5 protein-coding genes are annotated in these 2,459 nt (G+C 59.8%); all 5 read right to left on the bottom strand.

Annotated elements, in window-relative coordinates; all coding sequences use genetic code 11:
• Positions 1-600: 600 nt before the first annotated feature.
• Positions 601-837, bottom strand: coding sequence for a hypothetical protein (locus GY725_16920; protein MCP4005874.1), 237 nt, complete (start codon positions 835-837; stop codon positions 601-603).
• A 2-nt stretch (positions 838-839) separates the two neighbouring features.
• Positions 840-1,052, bottom strand: a complete 213-nt coding sequence (locus GY725_16915) for a hypothetical protein (protein MCP4005873.1) — start codon at positions 1,050-1,052, stop codon at positions 840-842.
• 4 nt (positions 1,053-1,056) lie between these two features.
• On the bottom strand, positions 1,057-1,419 hold the full coding sequence (locus GY725_16910; GenBank protein ID MCP4005872.1) for a hypothetical protein: 363 nt from the start codon (positions 1,417-1,419) through the stop codon (positions 1,057-1,059).
• Positions 1,420-1,590: 171 nt separating this feature from the next.
• Positions 1,591-2,133, bottom strand: a complete 543-nt coding sequence (locus tag GY725_16905) for a hypothetical protein (GenBank protein MCP4005871.1) — start codon at positions 2,131-2,133, stop codon at positions 1,591-1,593.
• The coding region (locus GY725_16900; protein MCP4005870.1) for a hypothetical protein at positions 2,130-2,459 on the bottom strand (330 nt) is incomplete at its 5' end. The genes GY725_16900 and GY725_16905, both read right to left, overlap by 4 nt.

Raw genomic sequence — 2,459 nt, 5'->3', positions numbered from 1 at the left:
TTGATCGTGCGGCGTCGTTTGCGTCGTTTCCATGCGTCCTGCTCTTGGTCGGCCTTTCGTAGTTCGCGCTGTAGTAGCTGGTCGAGGCCGAAGGTTAGCGCAAGGTTGGCGGCGACGATTTTGGTCGCGTCGTCGTCGGCCCACTTCCACGCTGGGTTTAGTTCCGTTGCGCCGTGGTTCAGGGCGTGGTGGGTTGTACCCATATCAGCGAACGCCCCGGCCCAATACATCGCCCGTGAACCATCGGCTAGTGCGAGCGTCAAGGCTAGCGCGGCGATCACTCCGATTCCTCGTAAGGTTCGCGAAGTAGGCCACTACCACACTCCGCGCAGAAGTCGGCATCGTGCGTTGTATAGATCGCGTCGCGTATCTCCGGTGGCTCGTGCGCTGGTATGGGCAATGTGACCTTGACTAGATACCGTCTCCACGGCCCAACCTTTTCAAATTCTCCTACGCATTCCTTGAAGTGCGACTCGGTAGAAAAGTACGTGGTCCCGTCCGCGTCACGATCCCGATTAATCGAAATCGCAGCCCATCCACCGCATGAGTTAACGACGACGGGGATCAGCACTTCGACCTCGTGCTCTGGGAGTTTCGCCATCAGCTATTCCACGTCGGCGCGTCGGGGAAGTCGAGGCGGATCAGCGACCAGAGTTCGTTGAAGCCTCGGACGAAGCGGGGGTTTAGCGGTGACGGGTTCGGCGCAGTTCCTGGGCCGGTCATCTCTAGCCGCATCGTGAATATCGGCTCCTGGTCTTCTGCGCGCTCGTAGTTGATCCGCATGACCAAGTTCTCGTTCAGCGTCATCACATAGCCATTTTCTTTCGTTACTGCCATCACTACACCTCCGGAACATCGTCCAACCGTGTCGGCCGGACAAAAATATCAACCGTCACCTCGGGAAATGCGTAGTCAACATCTTGGCGCATCAACTCGACCACGGAGACCTTGACCTGTAGCCCCATCGCCGCCGCCTGATCTAGCAATAGGTTCGTTGCCTTAACGTGGTCGCGCAGTTGAATCGCGCAATCTTTCGCCTCGGATACTTTCACTCACTCACCTCGTCCGCGTAAACGTCGGCTCGCCTTCGTAGAGCTCGCCGATGTCGCGGGTTAATGTCGGCGGGGTGTCGCCGTCGTGTTCCAGCCATCCCCAGACCTCGAAGCGGTTGCGGAGTAGCCAGCGGTCGAGCCCGTCCCACGCTAGCGCCTTCGCCTGTCGGGAATTCATCTTGTAGCGTTCGGTGTACTGGATCGCGAGTACAACGCCGTCCGGTCCTACCGCGATCGTGTCGATGCAGCCGAACAGGTCGCGACGTATGCGGCCCTTACTTAGCCCGGTGCTCGTCTCGTCGAAGATGTAGCCCAGCGACTCGAGCAAGTCGTGGGTTGCGTTGCGGGTCCAGGCGTCGCTAGCCACTAGGCCCCCTTCCACGCGCTACGCTCACGCATCCGCTCCCGCACTTCTGCCGGGTGACAGTGGCAGCGTTTCCCGTGCATAACCATACAGTCGACCATGGAGTGCTTCCGTTCGTAGAGTAGGAACCACGTTCCGCCGCAGTCGTCGCATTTGTGCTCGGTGCCGTCATCGTTACGACCCATCTTCGTCTTCGCCGTCTGTTAGCTGCTTCGTGTCAGGCACGATGTAGTCCGGGAAGATCGGCGTAACGGTTTGTTGATCTGCGATGCCCATTAGCGGCACGTCTCGCAGGCTATCGCGTTCCGAGTAGTAGCATCCGTACAGATCCATGAAGTGCTTTCGGAGCCAGTGCTGTTCTTGCTCGGGGCAACAGAACGCATGCCACCCGCCCATCGACTGGATAACCTTGGTAACTACCGGATCTTGGAAGTGAACGCCGTTGTACTGGCCGATACGTGCGGCCGCGTCGGTTGCATCCGTCCACGCCTTCGCCGCGATGGTCTCGATGTCGGCCCCGGCGCGTTCGATGATCTCGGCCGGCTTCGGGAAGAACTTGCATTCGGCAACGCATCGATTGAGCGAGTTCTTGAGGTCTTCGGCTGGTATGTGCGCCGTGGCGCGGACGTAGACCTCGGTGAGCTGCGGCGTGACCTCTTTGTCGTAGATCGCACCGAGAACAGTAAGCGACTGACTGATAAATTCCGTGCGGTTCATCTGAGCCCCTTTGAGCGTAGGTACGCTTCCATGTTCGCCTGGTTCTTCCGTTCGAGATTCGACATGCCGACCGCTCGCAGCTTCGGCACCGGCGGCGGCTCGCTGAAATCGTGCTTGAACTTCGGGCCGATCCAGACGTGGAACCCGGGGACCATCGCGCCGCCGTCTTTCGTCCAGTCGTCGGTGTCGGCGTGGGCGTCGATCCAGGCTAGGACGCTATTGGCCAGCGGTTCGAGCTTCCGTTTCCGCCATCGGTTCAGCGCCTCGGCCCGGACCGACCGATTCTCGTAGTGCGGGTATCGGTCCCAGGCGGCTGCGAATCCGGG

The organism is bacterium (assembly GCA_024226335.1).
GTDB lineage: Bacteria > Myxococcota_A > UBA9160 > SZUA-336 > SZUA-336 > JAAELY01.
This window is presented reverse-complemented; position numbering and strand designations above follow the sequence as displayed.

What these genes read in the sequence shown, in the direction of transcription:
- GY725_16920 (MCP4005874.1), bottom strand. Translation starts at nt 837, where the DNA reads ATGGCAGTAACGAAAGAAAATGGCTATGTGATGACGCTGAACGAGAAC.
- GY725_16905 (MCP4005871.1), bottom strand. Translation starts at nt 2,133, where the DNA reads ATGAACCGCACGGAATTTATCAGTCAGTCGCTTACTGTTCTCGGTGCG.